This window comes from Pseudomonas sp. NPDC096925 (assembly GCF_044762545.1).
GTDB lineage: Bacteria > Pseudomonadota > Gammaproteobacteria > Pseudomonadales > Pseudomonadaceae > Aquipseudomonas.
In genome coordinates, this window is record NZ_JBIWEM010000007.1 from 21,758 (window position 1) to 44,155 (window position 22,398).

The window sequence follows — 22,398 nt, forward strand, 5'->3', positions numbered from 1 at the left end:
CTGTACCGGCCTCCTCGCGGGTAAACCCGCTCCCACAAGTACTGTATTGGCATCAAGGGTTGTGTAAGCTGACGCGGTTCCTGTGGGAGCGGGCAAGCCCGCGAACACCGGCGAAGCCGGTGCCATCCAATCCAACGCTCATCGGATTCTCCTTGAGACACACGGTTGCTGATTACGATAGTCACATGCCGCTGTTCTACTAAGCCCGCCGCAACCGGAAAAATCCCCTCGCAACGGCGTCAACCACGACGAAATGCGTAACCCACCCTTTCGGTCTGCGGCAAGTGAAGGCACAATGCGTGTCCTTTTTTTGGCCGGCCTGGCCGGGGGCCTTTAAATGATCAAGACGCCGTACTACCTCATCGATAAAACCAAGCTGCTGGGCAACATGGAGAAGATCGCCTACGTGCGCGAACACTCCGGTGCCAAGGCGCTGCTCGCCCTCAAGTGCTTTGCCACCTGGTCGGTCTTCGACCTGATGCAACAATACATGGACGGCACCACCTCTTCGTCGCTGTACGAGCTCAAGCTCGGCCGCCAGAAATTCGCCGGCGAAACCCACGCCTACAGCGTGGCCTGGGCCGACGACGAGGTCGAGGAAATGCTCGAGAACTGCGACAAGATCATCTTCAACTCGATCGGCCAACTGCAACGCTTTGCCGCTCAGTCCGAAGGCAAGGTCCGCGGCCTGCGCGTCAACCCGCAGGTCAGCAGCTCCGACTACCTGCTGGCCGACCCGGCCCGCCCGTTCAGCCGCCTGGGCGAATGGGACCCGGCCAAGGTCGAACAGGTGATCGAGCAGATCTCCGGCTTCATGTTCCACAACAACTGTGAGAACGGCGACTTCGGCCTGTTCGACAAGATGCTCACGCACATCGAAGAACGCTTCGGGCACCTGCTGCACAAGGTCGAGTGGGTCAGCCTCGGTGGCGGCATCCACTTCACCGGTGAGGACTACGCGCTGGACGCCTTCTGTGCGCGCCTGAAAGCCTTCTCGGAAAAGTACGGCGTGCAGGTGTACCTGGAGCCGGGCGAAGCGGCCATCACCAACAGCGCTTCGCTGGAAGTGACCGTGCTCGATACCCTGTACAACGGCAAGCACCTGGCCGTGGTCGACAGCTCGATCGAAGCACACATGCTCGACCTGCTGATCTACCGCCTCAACGCCAAGATGGCCCCCAACGACGGCGCGCATACCTACATGGTCTGCGGCAAGTCGTGCCTGGCCGGTGACATCTTCGGCGAGTACCAATTCGATCGTCCGCTGGCCATCGGTGATCGCCTGTCGTTCGTCGACGCGGCGGGTTACACCATGGTCAAGAAAAACTGGTTCAACGGTCTGAAAATGCCATCCATCGTGGTCAAGCAACTCGACGGCAGCGTCGAAGTGGTGCGCGAGTTCGGTTTCGAAGACTACGTTTCCAGCCTGTCGTAAGACCGGCTTTCAGTAAGGAGCAAGTGACAAATTGAAGAAGAACGTTCTTATCATTGGTGCAGGAGGTGTCGCCAAGGTGGTGGCCCACAAGTGCGCGCAGCATAACGACGAACTGGGTCGTATCGCTATTGCGTCACGGAACATCTCCAAATGCCAGGCCATCATCGACAGCGTCAAGGCCAAGGGTAGCCTCAAGGTACCCGCAGACATCCAGGCCTTCTCGCTCAATGCCCTGGATGTCGAGGCAACCAAGGCGCTGATCCGCGAGACCGAATCGCAGATCGTGATCAACGTTGGTTCCGCCTTCCTCAACATGTCGGTGCTGCGTGCCTGCATCGATACCGGTGCCGCCTATCTGGACACCGCCATCCACGAAGAGCCGGGCAAGATCTGCGAGACCCCGCCGTGGTACGGCAACTACGAGTGGAAACACCTCGAAGAGTGCCAGGCAAAGAACATTACCGCCATTCTCGGCGTCGGTTTCGACCCGGGTGTGGTGAACAGCTACGCCAAGCTGGCGCAGCAACAGTATTTCGACAGCATTGACTCGATCGACATCCTCGACGTCAATGCCGGTTCGCATGGCAAGTACTTCGCCACCAACTTCGACCCGGAAATCAACTTCCGCGAGTTCACCGGGCAAGTGTGGAGCTGGCAGAACAGCCAGTGGACCAGCAACACCATGTTCGAGGTCAAGCGTACCGACGACCTGCCGGTGGTAGGTTCGCAGAACCTGTACCTGACCGGCCACGATGAAGTTCACTCGATTTCGAAGAACCTCAACGTACCGAACGTGCGTTTCTGGATGAGCTTCGGCGAGCACTACATCAATGTGTTCACCGTGCTGAAGAACCTGGGCCTGCTCTCCGAGCAACCGGTGAAAACCGCCGAAGGCCTGGAAGTGGTACCGCTGAAAGTGGTCAAGGCCGTGCTGCCGGACCCAGCCTCGCTGGCCCCGGGCTACACCGGCAAGACCTGCATCGGTGATCTGGTCAAGGGCACCAAGGATGGCCAGCCGCGCGAAGTGTTCATCTACAACGTGGCCGACCACGAAGAAGCCTACGCCGAGACCGACAGCCAGGGCATTTCCTACACCGCCGGGGTACCGCCAGTGGCTGCCGCCCTGCTGGTTGCCCGTGGCGAGTGGGATGCCAAGCGCATGGTCAACGTCGAGGAGCTGCCAGCCGAGCCGTTCCTCAAGGCGCTGGACGTGATGGGCCTGCCGACCCGCGTCAAGGATGAAAAAGGTGATCGTCCTTGGGACGCTGAACCCTAAGCAGCAAGACAGAGGGGCGCCATCAAGGCGCCCCTTCTGTTTTTGCAGGCCCGGCCTCTTCGCGGGTAAACCCGCTCCTACAGACCTGTGAAATGCCTGTGGGAGCGGGTTTACCCGCGAAAGGGCCGGCACAGGCTTACCTCTATTTCCGAGCCTCCAGGATCAGGTTGAACGGCGTCTGCGTCGCTCGCCGGAACCGGCTGAACCCCGCCTCCTCGAACACCGCCCGCAACCGCGCTTCCCCGGCCTGCGCGCCCAGCCCGAGCCCCACCTCCTGCGACAACGAATTCGGCGTGCAAATAAACGTCGATGCCGCATAGAACAAGCGCCCAACCGGTGTCAGGTTGCCCTCCAGCGAATCCTCGGCGTAAGGCTCCACCAGCATCACCGTGCCGTCGGCCTTCAACGCGCGGTAAGCATGCTTCGCAGCCCCCACCGGGTCGCCCATGTCGTGCAGGCAATCGAAGAAGCACACCAGGTCATGGTCATGCCCCGGGTAGTCCTTGGCGCTGGCCTGCTGGAAGCTCACCCGTCCCGCCAACCCCGCCTCGCGCGCACGCTCGTTGGCGGTGGCGATGGAAGGCCCGTGGTAGTCGTAGCCAACGAAGGTGGATGCAGGAAACGCCTGGGCCATGACCAGCGTGGAAGCACCATGCCCACAGCCCACATCCGCCACCTTGGCGCCCGCCTGCAACTTGGCCACCACGCCCTCCAGTGCCGGCAACCATTCGGCCACCAGGAAGGTGCGGTAGCCCGGACGGAAGAACCGTTCGGTGCCGCTGAACATGCAGGGGTGGTGGTCGCCCCAGGCCAGCCCGCCGTCGCCGCGCATGGCCGCGACCAACTTGTCCTTGTCATGGAACAGCGCTGCCACCACCGCCGCACCACCGGCCATGTAGGCCGGGGAATCCTCCAGCGCCAGGGCCATGGCCTGCTCTTCGGGCAACACGAAACGGCCCTTGTCATGCACCATGTAACCCGAGGCGGCCTGGGCGCTGAGCCATTCGCGCACCAGCCGCGGGTGGCAGCCGGTCTTTTCCGCCAGCGCCTCGGGGGTGGTCGGCTGGCTGTCGGCCATGGCCCGATACAACCCCAGCTCATCGCCAAGAATCACGTTGGCCAAGGTCGCCGCAGCGCCCATGTCGCCCACCAGCTTGCCCATGAAGTCGTGAAGCCTTGCCTCGTCCATGACCTGCCCTCCTCTGCAAGAAGGCCATCGCCAGCGAGGGACATCCGCTCCGGGGAGGCGGTGGTCGATTGAATGGTGTGGGCCTGCCGAGCGTTGCCCAACGCAGGCCACTTGTAAGTCTAGATGCCCTGATCAGAAGGCTTTGCCTGCCCAGCCAACTTTTCCAGTAGCACCTTGGCCAGCGCCTTGTCCGAGAACGGGTTCTGCCCGGTGATCAGTTCGCGGTCTACCACCACATTGGGTTGCCAGGCCTTGGCGTAGCCCATGTCGCCCCCTGCCATTGCCATGGCATTGGCCGGGTAGAACAACAGCCGCTGGTCCTTGAGCGATCCCTCGAACACCTGCTCCTCCGGGTCGGAGAAAATGGTCATCTTGTAGCCCTTGTACAACCAGTCTTTGGCTGCCGGCTTTTCACCACGTGCCAGCGCCGACTGGTAGCTTGCCGGATCCTGCTGGGCCGAGAGCAAGGCGATGGGGCCGTGGCAGATGGCGGCTGTGGGCTTGCCAGCCTGGTGGAAATGCCGCAGCAAGGCGCCCACGTCCGGGTTGTTGGCCAGGTCGATCAACGGCGCATGGCCGCCGGGGATGAACAGCCCGGCATAGCGCCCCAGGTCACCTGCCAGGACTTCTTTCACCGACAGGGTATCGTCAATGCCCGGCAGGCCTTGCACGACCTTCTCGATCCGGCGCATCTCCGCTGCATCACCGGCAAAGTAGCTTGGGTCGATCGAACGCTGGTCCACGCGCGGGGCATTACCCTTGGGGGTAACCAGCACCAGCTTGTAACCAGCCTTGAGCAACTGGTCGGCAGGCACGCCGAATTCGTTGAGGTAGTAGCCGGTGGCGTAGCGCTTGCCGTCCTGCAGTGGCAGCTGGTGCTCGCTGGACAACAGCACCAGCACTTCACCCTTGGGTGCGGCAAGGGCACCGGCGGCAAGCAGGGTGCCGGCAACAGCCAAGGCAAGCCGGGACATCTTGGTCATGCAACAATCTCCTGATCTGGCAAATAGGGCCTTCCGCTCACGTTGGCGGGATGCGTTCATGCTAATGGCAAGGCTATGATTCGATAATTCGAAAGCTCGCATGCCTGTGATCCAGAAAATGAATATCACCAGCAAGGACCTCAACCTGCTGTACCTGTTCCATGTGCTGTATCAGGAACGCAACGCCACCCTTGCCGCCCAGCGCATGGCGCTGAGCCAGCCCGCGCTCAGCCACAAGCTCAACAAGCTGCGTCATCAGTTTGGTGACCCCCTGTTCGTCCGCGCACCCAGGGGCCTGACCCCGACACCGCGCGCCCACGAACTGGCGCCCGAGGTAGAACGCCTGGTGGTGGGTCTGGAGGGATTCTATGAGCGCTGCGAAGGGCAGGATTTCCTCGCCCGCCCTGCCCGCCTGCACCTGTACAGCACCGACTATGTAGAACAGACGCTGTTGCCCAGGCTGCTGCCGATCCTGCGCAGCCAGGCACCGAACCTGACCCTGGTCACCCACAACACCCGTGGCCAGCTACCTCGCGAAGAACTGGAGAAAGGCACCTGTGACCTGGCCGTTGCCGGGTTCTACACCGACCTGCCAGAAACCTTCCACCAACAGCGCCTGCTCACCGAACACTTCGTGGTGCTGGCCTCGCGCAGCCATCCAGGCCTGGACAAAGGCCTGGACCTCGATACCTTCCTCGCCAGCGACCACCTGCTCACTACCCTCACCGGCGACCTCGATGGCCTGGTCGACCGCGCCTTGCGCGGCCAAGGAATGCAACGCCGGGTCGTGGCAGGCCTGTCGAGCTTCGTAGCACCCACGCGCCTGCTGCGCGGTACCAACCTGCTGCTCACCTGCCTTCGCTCGCTGGCCATCGAAGCCACCGAGCGTGATGACGACCTGCTCATGTACCCGCTGCCGCTGACACTGCCAGCAGTCGAGGTGATGCAGATCTGGCACGAACGCACCCATGCCGATCCTTTGCGGCGCTGGTTCCGCCAACAGCTTTGGCGCGTAGCCCAGGAGGCAGCGGCCGGCGCAAGTAACAATTTCTAAACAACAATGTGACATTTTTTTTCAGCTTTCTCGCCAAGGAGCTGTCAAATGAAGGTCACGGTTTTCGGTACCGGTTATGTCGGCCTCACCCAGGCAGTGTGCCTGGCACAGGTGGGACACTCGGTGTTGTGCATGGATGTCGACGCCGAGCGGGTCGCCAGCCTCAATGAAGGCCATTGCCCGATCTTCGAGCCCGGCCTTGCGCCGATGCTGGAGAAGAACCTGGCCTGCGGTCGCCTGCGCTTCACCACCGACGCCAGCGCAGCGGCCAACTACGCCAGGTTGCAGTTCATCGCCGTCGGCACCCCGCCACAGGCCGATGGCAGTGCCGACCTGAAGCACGTATTCGCCGTGGTCGACAGCATCCTCGAACATGCCGACGGCCCCAAGGTGATCGTCAACAAATCCACCGCACCGGTCGGCACGGTGCAGCGCATCAAGGCACGCATCGCCCAAGCCGTGGCCGATACCAGCCGCTTCCACGTCATCAGCAACCCCGAGTTCCTCAAGGAAGGCTCGGCAGTCGATGACTGCATGCGCCCGGAGCGCATCATCATTGGGGGCGCGGAACCCGCCGAGGTAGAGCTGCTGCGCGAGCTGTACCTGCCGTTCAGCCGCAACCGCGAAAAGCTCATGGTCATGGATGCGCGCAGCGCCGAGCTGACCAAGTACGCGGCCAACTGCATGCTGGCGACCAAGATCTCTTTCATCAACGAAATCGCCAACCTGGCCGAGCACCTGGGCGCCGACATCGAAATGGTGCGCCGCGGCATCGGCTCGGACCCGCGCATCGGCTACGACTTCATCTACGCCGGCTGCGGCTTTGGCGGCTCGTGCTTCCCCAAGGACCTGCAAGCCCTGCGCCGCAGCGCCGAGTCCGAAGGCTTCGAGCCGCAGTTGCTGCGTGCGGTGGAGTCGGTCAACGAGCAGCAAAAGGGCCGGCTGTTCAGCAAGATCCAGCGCCACTACCCACGTGGCCTGCGGGGCAAGGTCTTCGCCTTGTGGGGGTTGTCGTTCAAGCCCAATACCAACGACATCCGCGAGGCCTCCAGCCGGGTCCTGCTGGAAGCGCTGTGGGCCGCCGGTGCGCGGGTGCAGGCCCACGACCCGCAGGCCATGGAAGAGATCCAGCGCCACTATGGCCCGCGCGCCGACCTGCAACTGGTGCCGTGCAAGGAGGATGCGCTGCGCGGCGCCGATGCCCTGGTGATCGTCACCGAATGGCAGGACTACCGTGTGCTCAACCTGGACAAGGTGCCGCAACAACTGGCCGACCGGGTGGTGTTCGACGGGCGCAACCTGTTCGAACCCGAGCACATGGCCGCCGCCGGCCTGACCTACTACGGCATCGGCCGTGGCCAGGTACAGCCAGCATGCCCGTACTGATTACCGGCGTGGCCGGCTTCATTGGCTACCACGTTGCACGGCGCCTGTGCGAGGCAGGCATCGAAGTGGTCGGCATCGACAACCTCAACGCCTACTACAGCGTCCAGCTGAAACTGGCGCGCCTGCAGCAACTGTTCGGCTTTGCCAATTTCCGCTTCCACACCCTCGACATTGCCCACCCGAGCGAATTGCAACAGCTGTTCGCCGGGCAGGCGTTCAGTGAAGTTATCCACCTGGCGGCGCAGGCCGGGGTGCGCTATTCGCTGGACAACCCTGGTGCCTATGGCCAGGCCAACCTGGTCGGTTTTCTCAACATCCTCGAAGCCTGCCGCCAGCAGCCCCCCCGCCACCTGATCTACGCCTCCAGCAGTTCGGTGTACGGCGCCAACGCCAAGCTGCCGTTCAGCGTCGACGACCCGGTCGAGCAACCGGTGTCGTTGTATGCCGCCAGCAAGCGCGCCAATGAACTGATGGCGCACAGCTACGCACACCTGTACCGGCTACCGACCACCGGCCTGCGCTTCTTTACCGTCTACGGTCCCTGGGGCCGCCCGGACATGGCGTTGTTCAAGTTCACCCGCGCCATGCTCGAGGGCCGACCGATCGAGGTCTACAACCACGGCCTGATGGGGCGCGACTTCACCTACATCGACGACATCGTCGAGAGCATCGTGCGCTTGCGCCTGAAGCCGCCACTGCCGGCTGAGGGGCAACCGCCCTGCCAGCTGTTCAACATCGGCCGAGGCCAGCCGGTACGGCTGCTGGACTTCGTCGAAAGCCTGGAGCGTGCACTGGGCATCAAGGCCCGGCGCGACTACCTGCCGCTGCAAGCGGGTGACGTGCTGGAAACCTGGGCCGACGTCGGTTCGCTGGCGCGCTGGATCGACTACACCCCGGACACATCGCTGGAACACGGCGTCGACGCCTTCGTTGGCTGGTACCGGGATTTCTACCGGGTTTGAGCCGTGCAATCACCACAAGATCACAGGTAGCCTCATGACAGATCCACTTGACCTCTCGGTACTCATCCCCGCCAAGAACGAGGTCGACAACCTGCCATCACTGCTGATGGAAATACGCACCGCGCTGGCAGCTGAAGACTATGAAGTGCTGGTGGTCGATGACGGCAGCAGCGACCGCACCCTGAGCGTACTGCAGCAACTGAAAAGCCAGGGTTACCCGCAACTGCGCATCCTCCGCCACGAGCGCTCGCTGGGCCAGAGCACCTCACTGTGGCATGCCGCCCAGGCGGCACGCGGACGCTGGCTGGCGACCCTGGACGGCGACGGTCAGAACGACCCGGCAGACATCCCCGGCATGCTGGCCCTGGTGCGCGCCAACCAGGGCCTGGCCGGTGGCGTCACGCTGGTGGCCGGGCACCGGGTCAACCGCCGCGACAGCGCCAGCAAGCGCTGGGCCTCGCGCCTTGCCAACGGCCTGCGCAGCCGCCTGCTCAAGGACGCCACACCAGACACCGGCTGCGGGTTGAAACTGATCGAGCGCGCGGCCTTCCTGCGCCTGCCCTATTTCGACCACATGCACCGCTTCATCCCGGCACTGATCCTGCGCCACAACGGGCGTATGCTGGTGCACCCGGTCAACCACCGGCCACGTCACGCCGGGGTGTCCAAGTACGGCAACCTGGACCGCGCCCTGGTCGGTATCCTCGACCTGTTCGGGGTCTGGTGGCTGATCCGTCGCACCCGCCTGGACACGCATCCCCAGGAGCTCGAAGGATGACCCGAGAAACCCTGTGGTTGATCATCGGCTTCGCCGGCCAGGCCGTGTTCACCGGGCGCTTCGTGTTGCAGTGGCTGTACAGCGAGTTGAAGCGACGCAGCGTGATCCCGGTGGGTTTCTGGTACCTGAGCATGCTCGGCAGCGCACTGCTGCTGACTTACGCCATCTATCGCCAGGACCCGGTGTTCATCATCGGCCAGAGCTTCGGCTTCCTGGTCTATCTGCGCAACCTGCAACTGATCGCCCGCCACCAGGAACAGAAGGAATAGCCCTTGCCAAGGTTCAAGACGCTCAGGGCCGAACGCCTGGCCCTGATTGCCCTCGCGGTGTTGCTGGTAGGCGCGGGCATCGGCTGGCGCCAGCCGATGAATGTGGATGAGGAACGCTTTCTCGGCGTCGCCCTGGAAATGCTGCAGAGCGGCAACTGGTTCATTCCGCACCGGGCGGCGGAAATCTACGGCGACAAGCCGCCGCTGTTCATGTGGACCGTGGCCCTGTTCAGCCACCTGACCGGCTCGCCCAAGGTTGCCCTGTACCTGCCGGGGCTGCTGTCGGCGGCGACCATCACCTGGGTGCTGCATGACCTGGGGCAACGCCTGTGGCACCGGCGCATCGGCGTGATTGCCGCCTTGCTGTTCCTGGCCACCTACCAGAGCTACAGCATCCTGCGCACCGGGCAGATCGACAGCTTTCTGTGCCTGTGGGTGGCGCTGGGTTTCTACGGCATGGTTCGCCATCTGCTGCTGGGGGCGGCCTGGGGCTGGTTCTACCTGGCCTGCGCGGCCATGGGCCTGGGCATGATCAGCAAGGGCGTGGGCTTTGTGCCGGCGCTGATGCTGCTGCCCTATGCCTGGGCGGTGCGCCAGCGCTGGCACGGGGTGGTGGCCATGCCCGGCCAGGGTTGGCGCTGGAGCCTGGGGCTGCTGTGGTTGCTGGCCGGTTGCGCGGTGTGGCTGCTGCCACTGCTGATATCGATCGCCCATGGCGGTGGCGCGGCGGAGCTGGCCTACCTGAAGGAAATCCTGCTGCGCCAGACCGCCAGCCGTTATGCCAATGCCTGGGACCATCGCGAACCGTTCTGGTACTTCTTCGTCATGGTCATCCCCAAATACTGGCTGCCACTGGTGCTGGCCCTGCCCTGGCTGGTGCCGGCCTGGCGCCGGCAGCTGCAAAAACGCGACGGGCGCTTCCTGTTGCTGCTTGGCTGGGTGGCGCTGGTGCTGTTGTTTTTCAGCCTCAGCAGCGGCAAGCGCAAGCTGTACATCTTCCCGGCGCTGCCGGGCCTGGTGCTGGCCATCGCGCCACTGCTGCCGTGGCTGCTCAAGCGCTGGCTGCAGCGCCGACCGGCTTGGCGCAGGGCGTTCACTGCCGTGGCCCTGGCATGGTTCGCGCTGTGGTTCGCGCGCGGCTTCGTCGAGCCGCTGAAGGAAGGCCGCAACCCGCATGAGACCTTGATGAGTGAAGCCGCACGGGCCACCGGCGGCGCCGACTTGGTGCTGGTCGACTGGCGCGAGGGGCATTGGCTGTTTGCCCGGCAACCCATCGTGCACTTCGGTTTCACCGGCCAGTCCAAGGCAGATGCGGCCGCCTACTGGCTGCGCCACAATCCTACGGCCTTTGCCCTGATCCCGGCTTCGGAACTGGGCCGCTGCTTCGCTGCCGACAAGGCACGCAGGCTGGGCGAGACCTCGCGCGCCGAGTGGTATGTGGTCGGCGCCGATGCCGATAATGGCCAGTGCCAGGCCACAGCCCCAAGTCACGTCTACCACTTCGCCTGGGCGCACACGCCCGGCAACCTGCAAACCGCCGCGGAGCACCCCGGGAAATGACCAGCCAGACCCTGCCGGCCCAGCGCCGGCGTTGGTGGCAGCGGGTAAACCGCTGGCGCCAGGTAGCCGCCGTGACGCTGCTGGCCATGGGTGTGCTCGGTATCGAGGCCGCCCGCTCGTTCTGGCCCCAGCAGCTCTACGCCCACCTGAGCAACCGCTGGAGCGGCGACACCGCACCCGGCCAGAACATCTGGCTACCGGCCTACCAGCTGGCGATCGACGCCAAGGTGGTGGAACAAGGCCTGGGCAACCTGTCCGGGATCACCTACGACGATGACCACGACCGCTTGCTGGCCATCACCAATAGCTACCCCATGGAGCTGCTGGAGCTGAGCAAGAGCGGCGACATCCAGGCCCGCTACCCGCTGGTGGGCTTCGAGGACGCCGAGGGGCTCGCCTACCTAGGCAAGGGTCGCCTGGCCATCAGTGACGAGCAGCTGCAACGGCTAAGCGTGATACCCCTGCCCGACCACCCGCAGCCAATCGACGCCAGCCAAGCCCAGTGGATCACCCTCGGCATCAACCCGACCCACAGCAACAAGGGCTTCGAGGGCGTGACCTACGACCGCCAGCACGACCGTCTGTACGCCATCAAGGAACGTGCCCCACGGCAGCTGTTCGAGGTAACCGGCCTGGTCGATGCCTTGAATGGCGGGCCCTTGCACCTCACCGTCAATGACCGGCGTCACTGGGTCAAGCGCAGTGTTTTCGCCACCGACCTGTCTGACGGCTACTACGACGCGCGCACGGGCCACCTGCTGCTGCTCAGCGACCAGGCGAAGAACATCAGCGAACTCGACAGCGATGGCCGCTTCGTCAGCATTCGCTCGCTGCGCGCCGCTATCGGTGGACTGGGCCGCGATGCACCGCAGCCCGAGGGCATCACCATGGACAATGCCGGCAACCTGTACGTGGTCAGCGAGCCGAATTTGTTCTACCGGTTCAGCAAGCCTTGAGCTTGATGCCTGTCAGTCAAGCGAACTGGGGCCGCCTTGCGGCCCATTGTCGACAAGCCACCCACCTTGTGGGAGCGGGTTCACCCGCGAGGAATTCCACGCGGTGCATGGCACCGGCTACGCCGGTGTTCGCGGCCGATCCCACAGGGATCTGGGCAAGCTGCCAGATTTTGCACAAGATACAGAGCCTGCGCTGTTTTCATCAATCCAACATCCACCCGGCATCGCCCTCCTCCAGCACACCACCGTGATCCGTCCGGTCACCTTTACGCGCCACGGCCGCGCCTTCGATCAGGAAATGCTCCGCTCCACTCTCGATCACGGCGCCGCACGTGGTCCGATCACCCACCCTGGCAACCGCCCTGCCATTGAAGGTGTACGTGGCACTGCCACTTTCTACCTGGTTGATGCCATGTAACGGGCAGACATGGCGATGGCCTACAAGTACGACAGGGTTCATTGGGCTTCTCCTTTTGATGGCCCGGTACGAGATTCACGGTCTATCTCCTCTGGCCAATGAACCTTCGGTGCCAGGCAGTGCATGTGGCTCAGGCCATCGTCATCGTTCCAGTCACGGGGTGGGTGGGCGAACTTCGGCAGGGCTTCGGGGCCTTGCTGCATGAATAGCCGGGCGATGGCCCAGTAGGCTTCGCCTTTGTAGAGGTCATAGGTGAAGAACACGCGGTCGATGACTTCGTTGGTTTCCGGGTTGCGGATCGACAGCATGACGTTCTCGATCAGGCCACCGTGGCCGGGGGCGTAGACTCGGTAGACTTCGGCGGTTACGTCGTCCCAGTTGTAGGCGACCGGTTTGACGCCCCAGCGTTTGCGGCTGAAGATGAATATGCGGTCATATCGAAACTCGTAAATATATATCTTTTGGCGAAGCCGATTGAAGCGAATTGGTTCATCTCTAGGGGCAACGAGATCAAGCTTGATGTCAGGAATCAAAACCCATAGTAGTGCTGGGCCGATAATTACCAATGATAGGCTCAACAACCAGTCGTACCGCCAATCGTCATATAACAAATCCCAGTACAAGTAAAGCGTCATTCCAAAAAGAAAAAGCAGACCCGGAACACCGATTAGGAATATAACGCCTCGAAGGATGGTGCTGCTCCGCGGCAACTCGAGATAAACATCATCGAAATAGTTGGGTGACGGCTTGACACTCGCCCACACTTCCCGCCACTTTGGCACTTCATGCACCTTGGGAAGGTCATGGCTCCAGCCCAAAGCACGCTCCCACAAAACTTTACCATCACGCTTCACTCGTTAATCTCCCTGACACAAACCTCAACGTAGCCACTTGGTAGGCTCCTATCCGGCCAGTACATTACCAACAGCGTAGCCGCCAAGATTGTGTGTTTCCCTGTAGTCGCCATGAGCGATATCGAGCCAGAAATCTCTAGCTGACAGAGTCCAGTAGAATAAGGTTTTCGCTTCTCGTTAATAGAATATTTGCGGTCGTGGTCGGGGATTCGTGGTGATGTAAAGCTCGAAAATGAAGAGAGCGGCGATAGAGGCTCTTCAGAGTTCGCAAAAAAATTGCCCGAAGCAATAGTTTCCCCACCATCGTAATCAGGGTGATTGCCGTCACCGTAACGATGCACTATCAATTTCCAACGATATCCCGAGGACCGCTCATCGTACATTGGCAAAGCGATTAATAACTTTAGCTTCCTAATTGTTTCGACACTAATCAAGCCACCGATTTTCGGAAGTCCTGGATCAGTTGCCAAGCGCGACTCAAAACTTAACTTCGCCTGAACGCCTAGCGTGGCAGCATTGAGTTCGGCAAAAGCGATATCCGCATGTTCTGGAGCATTCCAATGAATGCTCGGCTTTTCGTCTGCTTTTCCAAAGCAGCACCGCCTTACCCACCGCTCCAGATCAGTTGATTCATTTTCCTGAGCCCGTTTGCTTAGTTGATAAGCAGCAAGCGTGAGGGCTATCGCCAGTCCCAGCGGGCCGAAAAACAAGGGCTTGAGTACTGCAACACTAAACACCATAGTGCCCGAGCCATATAAGAGGAATGAAAAGAAGTGTTGGTTCCTCGCTGCATCATCACCCGCAGCGGCGGTGCGCCTCATGGCATTGATTGCTTGAGCCGTATCAAAGCCCCCTGCAACCGAACTCACCAAAGCACCAAGCCTTATCAAGGCTCCCCCAGTGACTGCGACACCCTTTGCCGACGCCAAATTCAGTGGACCAGCGCTTGATCTCAAAATGAGCCCAACCAACTCGACTTGCCCTCCCAGCACGCCCAACTGAGATCCTTGCAACGCCAACTTGGCCTCATACGCCTTCGGCCCAATCTCCGTTTCCGCCTTTTCCTGATTCCTGCCCAGGCTATCCTGCTGCAAATACAACCCGCCTATCGCCAGCAGGACCTCCCAGCTGCCAGCAATCCCGCGCAACCCGGAAAAACCGGTTTTTACCAATCGGGCCGCCTGCTGCGTCGTGATCTTCATCCCGTGCAATAACCTGCGCGCATCGGTTTCCAACGTCCCCGCTGCCACCGAGATATCCAGCAGGGCAAGCTGCGCCGCGCTGCTCGCCTGGGTCACCCCCATGTTGGCTTCCTTGAACAACCGGCCGTGCACCTCCTCGGCCTTGCCTTCGACCCACACCGTCACGCTGATCATCGTATTGGTGAACCGCGGGTCGAGCACTGCCAGGCTCATCAGCCCGTGCTGGATAATCGGCTGTACTTTGCGCATCGACTTCATCGAGCCAAACTCGAAGTCATCGATATTGCGGCGCATCCGGTCCCGCGCCTCGGCGATCGACGCATTGGCCTTGTGCTGCAACTCCCGGAGGTGGGCACTCTGCAAGGCGTAGTACTCGCCCAGCTTCATCTTCACTTCCAGCTCGATCAGGTGCACGCCGTTGTAGAGAAACTGCGTGGCGCTGTTCAGGTGCCGCACGGCCTTCTGAATGCCAGGCGACAGACATGGCGCCAGCCGCTGACTGGCCGCATTGAGCGCACCCTGCGTTTCAGCAATGGCCTGCTTGAGGGTGTTGCGCATGCGCAGGCCGGCGTCATCGCTGGCGATGATCTTGCTCAGCATGCCGTAGAGCTTGTCGCTGTCGTTCCAGTTGATCGCTTCTGTGGCGGAGAAACTGGGCAGCAGCCCGGCCAGCAATGACTGGTCGCGCATCAGCAAGGCGCGGTAGGGCGGGCTGTCCGGATCCTGCAGCCATTTCAACCAGAGCAGTTCGCTGGTGCCGGATGCGGGAACATGCGGTTCAAGGCGGAGGACGACAGCTTCCGTAACGCCGCCACCCAGGCACAGGGCCATGGTCTTGGCATAGGCCACCCCGGACTCACGATCGTTACCGTCGTAGTCGTACGCCTCGGCCACCTTGAACATGGGCGTATCGAACAAGGCAGCGTACGCCTTTGCATCCTTGTCGATGTAACGCTGAAACTCGCGCTCCTGCTGCTCATATTCAGCCTGGAACGCGGCCCGCTGCGGTTCGTGGTAGCGCTCTTCAAGCCGCTCGTCACTCTCCTGCTGCGCACGCTCGACCAATAGCTGCCGCTCGACTGCCGGGTCGGTGAACACCGGCGGCCCATCGCCCGTCATCGGTTCCAGCGACGGCACCTTCTGCGCCGCCCATTCCCTGTGCGTGGCACGAATGATCTGCAGGATCTGCGAGGTCTGCAGTTGATAGGCCCGCATCGGTTCTTCACGCCAGGCCTGACGCTTCAGTACCCAGTTCAGGCGCTGATGGTTGTACTCCTGAATCAGCCCGACGGTGTCGTCGAGCACCACCGCCAGCACGCCGTTTTCCAGCTTGTGCCGGTTGATCGCATTGACCAGATACCCACGCAGGGCGAACCGGCGCAACCAGCGGCTGTGGAAGCCATGCGCACTGTCGAAGGGGGCACAGCCATGCTGGGCATACTCGAACACCTGCTGGTCGACCCCAAGCTTATCGGGCGTCATGGCGATGCCTAGGAGTTCGGGATTGCTGCGTGCCTGAATCAGGTCCAGGCCCTCGAAGCGATGCGCAGGCGACGCGCCGCTCTTGTAGGCGTTCAGCACGCTCACCGGCCAAGGATCGCTGGAGAAGGCCAGCCAGGCGCTGGCGTACCTGCTGGTATCGATGTTGAGAAAGGCCGAAGGAATGTCGTGATCTGCGTTCACGCATTTTTCGGGCAGCGGCGAAGGCGGGCCGTCTGGCGGCTCATAAGGATTAAAGCGGCGCAGATGACCTTGCTCGCTGACGGCATAGGCGTGCCAGACCTGCTGGTCGAGCAGGACATACAGGTAGCCCCTGCGCAAAGTGCGCAAGCCGATCTTTGTCGAGATATGCCGGTTATCCGCCACGGTGGAGACACACCCGGGGCGGGTATCCGGCACCAGGGCGCGACGCAGCGGCAAGATCGGCAGGCCCTGCCGCTCGCAGGACATGCACTGGTCGTGTGGCAGCCCGGCTTCGGCGATCGCGAGGGCAATACGTTGGCTGATGGTCATAAACGACTCTCGGATTTCGGCAGGCATTCGATCAGTTGGCGCCATTGCGCCTCGGAGTAGCGGGCGAGCAATGCGGCAAGAGGCGCCTGACCTCTGGCAGCTGCGTCGATCATTTCGCCCACCACAGGTACGGTATGCAGCCTAGGGTGAATGCACAGGTGATGGAGAGCGAAGGCCACGATGTCCTCCATCTCGCTCAGGCCCAACCTGCGTGCATCATCGACATGGTTCGAAGCACGCACCGCAGCAAACGGTGGAATCTGACACTGATTGATATGCTGCGAACCCGCCCGCAACACTCTCCAGGTAGCCAGCACACGTTCGATCAGCCCCACGTCATCCTGAATTCGCCGCGCAGGGGGCGGCAAAGGGTGTCGCTGCCCGCTCTGCCCTTTCAGGCTTGCCAACCTCCCACCGCTACTCAGGAACAACCAATCACTGATCGGCCACCATGGGCCTTGTTCAAGCCGCTCGAACGTCGCCGCCAGCAACTCCAGACGGACGGGTTCGTAGACCGGGTAGCAGCCAAATTCCCGATTGGAATCGGGCAGCCGACACAAGGCCGTGAGATGGGACGCGACAGCGGCCGAAGGTGCCTCACTGAACAGCCAGCCACACAGGTAACGCCGTTGCTGAAACAACGCCCTCTGCGCTGCCCGGGCGGTCAGTTCCAGCAAACGGCGACTGGGGACAGTGCCGGGCGAAGCCAGGCAGACCAGTACGGGATGCAGTTGGGGGGCATGGGCCAGGTCGGCCCGGTACACACGGGCCAATGCCTGCTCACCCAGGGCATTGCGCAGCGGGGCAAGCAAGGCGTGGTCGCCATCGTGAGCAGTCGCAAGCGGGTCTATCAGCACATGGCAGTACAAGTGCGCCCGATGGTGGCTTTCGATGAGCCTGACCAAGTCATCAGTGTCCATCAGACCTTGGCCTCGCACTTGTTGCTGGCGTCAGGGGTAAGCATGAGTGACTGGCTATTTCCAGCCCCTGACGTAGCCGCGCTGGTTGGCCCCAGCAGGTCGAGTTTCAGCCCATTGATGGTGATGCCCTGCTCATCCAGTACAATGCTACCGCCCACGGTTCTGAACTCGATGCGCTCACTGGCGCGCACCTGATAGGTCGTCGTACGTTGCTCCATGCCCTGCCCGACGGTGACCTTTTGCACACCTTTGACGACAAGCTCGGCGTCCTTTCCGACAAAGACCTGGTGATTGGCCCCCGTTGATTCGCTACGGTCGTTGCCTACCTTCTCGATCAGGTCATGCTTGATGTCTACGCTGCAGGTTTGCCCGATGAGCTGGGTATGGTCACGCCCGGTTTCCTGGCGGAAGTCATTGCCGATATTCAAGTGCTCATCATTGCCGACCTGCTCGACACGATTACGCCCGACACGCGTGGTCTCATCATTACCGACTACATTGTTCTGGTCCCGCTGGGCATGGATGAACACTTCTTCCTTGCCCAGTTCGTCCTCGAAGCGCAGCTCGTTGAAGCCATCGCCCTTGTGGGTCTGGCTCTTGATGGTCATGCGAGTCTTGTGTTCGGGCAGGTCGTACGGCGGCAACTGGTTGCCGCAGTAGGTACGCCCGGTGATCATCGGCTGGTCGGGGTCGGCGTTGACGTACTGGATGATCACGTCCTGGCCGATGCGCGGAATGGCCATCGAGCCCCAGCTGCCGCCGGCCCAGCCTTGCGACACGCGCACCCAGCAGGAGCTGAATTCGTTGTTCTCGCTCTCCCGATCCCAGGGGAAGCTGACCTTGACCCGGCCCCACTCGTCGCAGTAGATCTCTTCCCCGGGCGGCCCGACGACGGTGGCCATGTGTGGGCCGTCGATGCGTGGCTTGGGCAACGGCGCCGGACGCCATTCGATCCGGCCGGGTACCAGCACGGCTTCCTGCGAGTAGCGCGTTCCTTGTTCGGCTCCGGCAGCTTCTTCTTGCAAGCTGGTGAATTGGCTGCCCTCGTGATGTATACGCATCACACGCCAATGTGCGTTGAGGTCTTTGCGCGGATGTTCGATGAGGGTGAAGCTCAGCCCCGGTTGCAGGCGGACATCGTCACCCTCGACTTCGGCAATATGGGCGTCATGGCGCAGGGCCGTTAGACGGGTGGCGGTGAAGGGTACACCGACCGCATCGCGCTTGTAGCGGCCGGGGTAATCGAAGCGCTCATAGTCCCGGGACTGATGGGTGATGCCACTGTCACCTGCGCGGTGTTCCTGCCGGTACTGCGGATTGGTGAAGGTGTAGTCCCGCTGCACCTGGCGTGCGGTGCGCACCTGTTCGCTGTAACGCAGGCGGCGCAGGCAAGGCCTGGCCTGGTCGCCACCGCTGTTGGCGCGGTACAGCACCTGGTCGGGGCCGATGTCGCCTTCATCGAAGAAGACATCATCCTCGTCGTCGGCCTTGATCGCGCTCCGGCTGATCTGCCCCAGCGCCAACAGTCGGTCAGTGATGACCAGTTGGTGGTGTTTCGGCGTGTGCTCGAAGCGATAGACGAAACCCTCTTCACCAGCCAAGCGGGCGATGAAGTCGAGGTCCGTTTCACCGGCCTGTACGCAGAACTCGCGCACCTGATGCTCGCCCATACTCTTGATTTCGAAACGGGCAATGCCCTGGCGCTTGAGCATCAATTCGAGAATCTGCGGCACGGTTTTCTGCTGGAAGATGCGCCAGTTCGAACGCAAGCCGGCACGGGCCAGCACGGGCTCGACCAAGGCGCGGTAACGGGTGCGATAGAACCCCGTCTCACCCTGGCTGAAGCTGCTGACCAGGCCGTGCACATAGCGCAGGGGGCGCTCACCGCGCCAGATCGTGAACAGCACCGGCTTGTCGAGCAACTGGCCGAAGTCGACATCGTCTTCGAAACTGATCAACTCCAGCTTCAACTGGAACGGTGTGCTGATGGCTTCGTCGAATTCGAACGAAACCACTTCGAACTCATGCTGGCCAGCCAGCGGCTGGAAGGTAAAACGCAAAGCGGATTGGCTAGGCATGTGGATTCCCCCTGCTACTGCTGCAAAATGCCGTTGAGCGATTCCAGAACCTCGGCGGTGATCAAGCTCAGGCGGTAGCTGTAGTAGCAGTAGGCGCAGACCATGGCGATAGCAGAGATCACCAACGGGCTCCACCAGGGCCATTCCCACCGCCGCATGCGGTGTGGGCGATGGACGACGTTGGTATAGGGATCGTCGCCCGGGAATTCCGGCGCGGGGCCGCGCAGTTCACGAATGACCCTGTGCATCCGCGAAATCAGGGCGTTGATGATTTCATCGCACTTTGGGTCTAGGGCGTACTTGCCCTTCAGGCCCAGGCAAAAGCAGAAGTACAGGAACTCCAGCACATCCTGGAATTCCTCGGGCGACTGCATCATCCGCTCCAGCAACAGGAAGATCTTCTCGCCACCGTGAGTTTCGTCATGGAAGATGCTGAGCAGTGGTTCTTGGCTCCAGCACGAATTGTTGCCCCAGGGTCGGCTCATCACGGCCTCGTCCAGATACAGGCACAAGGCATAGGAATAGACTTCGAGATGCGCAGTGGAATAACCGTGCTGCTGTATTTCCTCGCGGATGGCGCTGACCTGGGTCTGCAGGGTCTTGTGCACGTATTCGATGTTGGGCAAGTCATCCAGCGTGCGCAGGCGCATGACCAGGCCGAACAGCGGGTTTGCCGCGTCAAGCATCAGGTTGGCGAAGCCGCCGCGTAGCTGGAAGTCCGGGTCGGCCGGATAACCCTCATGACCTGCGCGCCTGCCCTGACCGGGCGGATAGGGTGAATCGGTGCCCTCCGGGACATCGAGCATGGCATGCAGGCTGTTTTCAGTTACGTCATGGGCAGTGTTGGCTGACTGGAATTTTCCAGGAGGAACAGCAGATGGGCCGGGCATGAAGAGGTCCTTGTCTTCCAGTAGACTGAAGACATGAACACTATCGGGGAATCAATTCTTCGAGGAGCTTGGGGCGTCCCAAAACGTTGTAGGAATTTTCTCCTTTTCTCCTTTTCTGGACGCCTCAGCAGTTGATCGGTTACCCCGAGTCCCAGCAATTGTCGCCGTGATGCCGGAATTCTGGGGCCGCTTTGCGGCCCTTTCGCGACGCAAGGCCGCTCCTGCAACGACTGCGCCAGCCCTCGTGTGGGCGGTGCAGCGCCGCAACCGTTCAATCAGCCAAACAACCTGGCCAGAAAACCCAGCTTCTTCTTGTACGAGCGCCGTGCTTCCAGCGCATCCTCCAGGCTCACCGCCAGGAACCGCGCCTGCTGGTTGGGCTGCATCTGCCCGATCAGGTCCAGGTCGGCGCTGATCACCGTGCCGATCATGGCGTAGCCGCCACCCGACACCGCATCACGGTGCAGGATGATCGGCTCCAGCCCCGCCGGTACCTGGATCGAACCGATCGGGTAGCAGCTGTCGACGATGTTCGAAGGGTCCGAGCCGGCCCCGAACGGCTGCTCCCGCGGCTGAAAGCTCAAGGCACTGCCGCCCTTGTAGCGATAGCCAATGCGGTCTGCCTCGGAACCGACCGTCCAGGCCTCGGTGAAAAAGCTCTGCGCCGCAGCCTTGGTCAGGCGGTGAAAATACAGCCCCGGCACCACCCGCAGCACCACCTCGCCCCCCAGGGCCTGGCGCAAGGCCATCGGCAGGCTTGCACCAGCGCGGGTCTTGCCGCTGGCTACGCCGACCGGCAACAGGTCGCCCGCCATCAGCTTGCGCCCATGGAAGCCACCCAATGCACCCAGCGCATAGGTTGAGCGGCTGCCGAGCACCTCGGGTACATCGATACCACCGGCCACCGCCAGATACGCCCGGGCGCCTGCGGTAGGAAAGCCGAAACGCAACACCTGCCCGGCACGCACGGCAAATGCGGTGTCCGGGCGTTGCTCGCGGCCATCGAGCAAGGCTGGCATCTGCGCACCGCACACCGCCACCAGTGCATCCTGCTGAAACTCCAGCTCCGGCCCCACCAGCGCGCACTCCAGGCCCGCGGCGCCGGCCGGGTTGCCCACCAGGTGGTTGGCCGCCCTCAGGGCGTACTGATCGAGCGCGCCGGACGGCGGGATGCCAAGGTGGTAGTAGCCTTCGCGGCCCAGGTCCTGCACCGAGGTAGCCAGGCCGGGTTTGAGTACCTTGATCATGCCAGCACCTCTTGCAGGGTCCGTGGATAGCCGACCGGGTCGGCGAGGAACGCGTCCAGGGAGAAATCCACCGGGCGAATGCGCAGGTCGAAACGGCCTTCTTCTACATCCGCCACCGCCTGGTCGTAGGTACGGCGATCGATGGGCTTGAACTGCACGATGTCTCCCGGGCGGAAGAACACCATATGCTCCTTCAGGTAGTTCAGTGTCTGCTGCGGGTCGTAGATCGGCGCCGGGGTCACGCCGAACATCTGGTAGCCGCCGGCCCCGCGCACGGAATAGATGCACCCGAAGCAGCCGCCATGGCCGAGGGTGAGTTTGGGGGTGTCCGTACGCGGGCGCAGGTACTTGGGCACCTGCAGTTGCCGCTCGCGCTCGACCATCTGGAACATGAACGGCAGGCCAGCGACGAAGCCCACCATCGACACGAACCACGGTGCGCCGCTGTGTGCGGCAATGAATGCCTCGACATCGGCCAGGCCGTTGACCCGCGCGGCGTACTCCAGGTCGGTACTGCCCGGGTCCTGGTGGCGGTCACGAAAACGCATCAGCGTTTCATGGGTCCAGGGGTCGTTGTACAGCACCGGAATCTCGATGATCCGCGTCTGCAACGAGCGCTCGGCCACCGCCTGCGCTTCAGCACCGCGCACCGCTGCCAGCAGCGCCTGCGGGGCGATACGGTCCGGGTCGAAGCGGATCTGGAACGAGGCGTTGGCCAGGCACACATCCAGCACGCCATCCAGGGCCAGCCGTTCCACCGCACGGGTGACGGCCATGCCCTTGAAAAAAGCCTCCAGCGACATGCTCTCGCTGACTTCGGCAAACAGGTGCTCGTCGGCGCCAAAGCTGTAGCGGATCGGGGTTGTAGCAAGCGGTTCGGCCATGACTGTTCCTTTTCTTGGAGTCTTTATAGAAAGGCAGGCGAAAG

19 protein-coding genes are annotated in these 22,398 nt (G+C 62.1%); 9 read left to right on the forward strand and 10 right to left on the reverse strand.

The window, feature by feature from the left end:
- Positions 1–337 precede the first annotated feature (337 nt).
- Together ACIQYU_RS19020 and ACIQYU_RS19025 are read left to right on the forward strand one after the other, a co-directional pair.
- Entirely contained in the window at positions 338–1,435 is a 1,098-nt protein-coding gene (locus ACIQYU_RS19020; RefSeq protein ID WP_063914814.1) for a carboxynorspermidine decarboxylase, read from the forward strand.
- A gap of 31 nt (positions 1,436–1,466) precedes the next feature.
- On the forward strand, positions 1,467–2,711 hold the full coding sequence (locus tag ACIQYU_RS19025; protein WP_402801492.1) for a saccharopine dehydrogenase family protein: 1,245 nt from the start codon (positions 1,467–1,469) through the stop codon (positions 2,709–2,711).
- Between the two features lie 142 nt (positions 2,712–2,853).
- Here ACIQYU_RS19025 and ACIQYU_RS19030 read toward each other — a convergent pair whose 3' ends face one another.
- Positions 2,854–3,900 carry a class I SAM-dependent methyltransferase gene (locus tag ACIQYU_RS19030; protein ID WP_207834936.1) on the reverse strand — a complete coding sequence of 349 codons (1,047 nt, stop codon included), beginning with the start codon at positions 3,898–3,900 and terminating at the stop codon, positions 2,854–2,856.
- A gap of 119 nt (positions 3,901–4,019) precedes the next feature.
- Positions 4,020–4,883, reverse strand: coding sequence for a type 1 glutamine amidotransferase domain-containing protein (locus ACIQYU_RS19035; protein WP_241106696.1), 864 nt, complete (start codon positions 4,881–4,883; stop codon positions 4,020–4,022).
- A gap of 118 nt (positions 4,884–5,001) precedes the next feature.
- Between ACIQYU_RS19035 and ACIQYU_RS19040 the strand changes: the two genes are divergently transcribed.
- From ACIQYU_RS19040 to ACIQYU_RS19070, 7 genes are read left to right on the forward strand one after another with little or no spacing between them, the layout of a single operon-like run.
- Positions 5,002–5,937, forward strand: coding sequence for a LysR family transcriptional regulator (locus ACIQYU_RS19040; RefSeq protein ID WP_333956577.1), 936 nt, complete (start codon positions 5,002–5,004; stop codon positions 5,935–5,937).
- 48 nt (positions 5,938–5,985) lie between these two features.
- On the forward strand, positions 5,986–7,323 hold the full coding sequence (locus ACIQYU_RS19045; RefSeq protein WP_402801498.1) for a UDP-glucose dehydrogenase family protein: 1,338 nt from the start codon (positions 5,986–5,988) through the stop codon (positions 7,321–7,323).
- A complete protein-coding gene (locus ACIQYU_RS19050; protein ID WP_207834951.1) occupies positions 7,311–8,285 on the forward strand; it encodes an NAD-dependent epimerase/dehydratase family protein in 975 nt (324 codons plus the stop codon). The genes ACIQYU_RS19045 and ACIQYU_RS19050 overlap by 13 nt, the downstream gene beginning before the upstream one ends.
- A 34-nt stretch (positions 8,286–8,319) precedes the next feature.
- Positions 8,320–9,063 (forward strand): glycosyltransferase family 2 protein, encoded by a 744-nt coding sequence (locus ACIQYU_RS19055; RefSeq protein ID WP_207834953.1) that lies wholly within the window; start codon positions 8,320–8,322, stop codon positions 9,061–9,063.
- Complete coding sequence (locus ACIQYU_RS19060; protein WP_201201464.1) at positions 9,060–9,332, forward strand: lipid-A-disaccharide synthase N-terminal domain-containing protein; 273 nt, start codon at positions 9,060–9,062, stop codon at positions 9,330–9,332. The genes ACIQYU_RS19055 and ACIQYU_RS19060 overlap by 4 nt, the downstream gene beginning before the upstream one ends.
- Positions 9,333–9,335: 3 nt before the next feature.
- On the forward strand, positions 9,336–10,892 hold the full coding sequence (locus tag ACIQYU_RS19065) for a glycosyltransferase family 39 protein (protein ID WP_233687405.1): 1,557 nt from the start codon (positions 9,336–9,338) through the stop codon (positions 10,890–10,892).
- Positions 10,889–11,848 (forward strand): SdiA-regulated domain-containing protein, encoded by a 960-nt coding sequence (locus ACIQYU_RS19070; RefSeq protein WP_233694177.1) that lies wholly within the window; start codon positions 10,889–10,891, stop codon positions 11,846–11,848. Before ACIQYU_RS19065 ends, ACIQYU_RS19070 begins: the two co-directional genes overlap by 4 nt.
- 202 nt (positions 11,849–12,050) lie before the next feature.
- Here the strand turns inward: ACIQYU_RS19070 and ACIQYU_RS19075 are convergent, their stop codons facing one another.
- From ACIQYU_RS19075 to ACIQYU_RS19110, 8 genes are all read right to left on the reverse strand, one after another.
- Positions 12,051–12,308: a PAAR domain-containing protein gene (locus tag ACIQYU_RS19075; protein WP_207834959.1), complete on the reverse strand. Its 258-nt coding sequence runs from the start codon at positions 12,306–12,308 to the stop codon at positions 12,051–12,053.
- Entirely contained in the window at positions 12,305–13,120 is an 816-nt protein-coding gene (locus ACIQYU_RS19080; protein ID WP_325176032.1) for a DUF6708 domain-containing protein, read from the reverse strand. Before ACIQYU_RS19080 ends, ACIQYU_RS19075 begins: the two co-directional genes overlap by 4 nt.
- Positions 13,117–16,335: a T6SS effector BTH_I2691 family protein gene (locus tag ACIQYU_RS19085; RefSeq protein ID WP_402801506.1), complete on the reverse strand. Its 3,219-nt coding sequence runs from the start codon at positions 16,333–16,335 to the stop codon at positions 13,117–13,119. The genes ACIQYU_RS19080 and ACIQYU_RS19085 overlap by 4 nt, the downstream gene beginning before the upstream one ends.
- Positions 16,332–17,255, reverse strand: coding sequence for a hypothetical protein (locus ACIQYU_RS19090; protein WP_233687407.1), 924 nt, complete (start codon positions 17,253–17,255; stop codon positions 16,332–16,334). The genes ACIQYU_RS19085 and ACIQYU_RS19090 overlap by 4 nt, the downstream gene beginning before the upstream one ends.
- On the reverse strand, positions 17,255–19,333 hold the full coding sequence (locus ACIQYU_RS19095; protein ID WP_207834971.1) for a type VI secretion system Vgr family protein: 2,079 nt from the start codon (positions 19,331–19,333) through the stop codon (positions 17,255–17,257). The genes ACIQYU_RS19090 and ACIQYU_RS19095 overlap by 1 nt, the downstream gene beginning before the upstream one ends.
- A 14-nt stretch (positions 19,334–19,347) precedes the next feature.
- The gene (gene icmH / locus ACIQYU_RS19100) at positions 19,348–20,223 is read right to left on the reverse strand and encodes a type IVB secretion system protein IcmH/DotU (RefSeq protein WP_207834974.1); all 876 of its coding nucleotides are present in this window, start codon (positions 20,221–20,223) and stop codon (positions 19,348–19,350) included.
- 275 nt (positions 20,224–20,498) lie between these two features.
- Positions 20,499–21,470, reverse strand: a complete 972-nt coding sequence (locus ACIQYU_RS19105) for a biotin-dependent carboxyltransferase family protein (RefSeq protein WP_207834976.1) — start codon at positions 21,468–21,470, stop codon at positions 20,499–20,501.
- Positions 21,467–22,354, reverse strand: coding sequence for an allophanate hydrolase subunit 1 (locus ACIQYU_RS19110; protein ID WP_402801511.1), 888 nt, complete (start codon positions 22,352–22,354; stop codon positions 21,467–21,469). Before ACIQYU_RS19110 ends, ACIQYU_RS19105 begins: the two co-directional genes overlap by 4 nt.
- Positions 22,355–22,398 lie beyond the last annotated feature (44 nt).